The organism is Neisseria sp. HMSC070H10, from assembly GCF_001837635.1.
Taxonomy (GTDB): Bacteria; Pseudomonadota; Gammaproteobacteria; order Burkholderiales; family Neisseriaceae; genus Neisseria; species Neisseria subflava_A.
The window spans coordinates 1-687 of sequence record NZ_KV833359.1 but is presented as its reverse complement, the minus strand read 5'-3'; the positions used below and the strand labels follow the sequence as shown (position 1 = coordinate 687).

1 pseudogene is annotated in these 687 nt (G+C 42.2%); it reads right to left on the bottom strand.

Annotated elements, in window-relative coordinates:
- Nucleotides 1-409: pseudogene (locus HMPREF2606_RS11235) on the bottom strand (hypothetical protein); the annotation flags it as partial.
- Between the last annotated feature and the right edge of the window lie 278 nt (nt 410-687).

The following is a 687-nucleotide window of genomic DNA, read 5'->3' as shown; positions in this document are numbered from 1 at the left end:
TATTGAAGCCTTCGTTAGCTTCTTTTTGCTCTTCCAATGCTGCTTTATTAGCATTTACATCTGCGCTGATGGCGTTAACAACTTCTGCAGTTTTTACCAATGCTTCGCTGTTGTCGTTGACGGTTTCAGTCAAGTCACCCAATGCCTCATCGTGTGCAGCTACAACTTCTTTCAAACCCAATCCGCCAAAGCCGTCAGCTTCAACATCTGCTTGTGTAGCTTTACGGACGGTTTTGCTGCCATCTTCATTAGTAGCGACGAAGTTGCTGCCGGCAGCAAAGCCATTAACTGCCTGCTCCAGCTCCTTAGTTTTCAACAACAGGTCTGAGCTATCAGCCGCGCCCGCTGCGCTGCTTATCACAGCTGCCGCAATAGCCATACTCAATGCTTTAACGTTGAATTTTTTCATGTTTTTTACCTTTTTGTGGTGGGTGTAAGGACGTTATTCAAGCTTCTCTTTCCCCGTAAACTGAAAAAGGGACACCGCATGGTCTTAACGGTGATAGTCACTTGAAGAAAGTTGCACCCTCCATTGTAAAAAAATGAAATTTAAATGCAAGTATTCTGTATAGATTTTTCACATATCATGAAAATATGTTGTACATATACATCATTCAGATAAGATGCAAGGAGCACAAAAAATAACGCAAATAGAGACCTTTGCAAAATTCCCCAAAATCCCCTAAA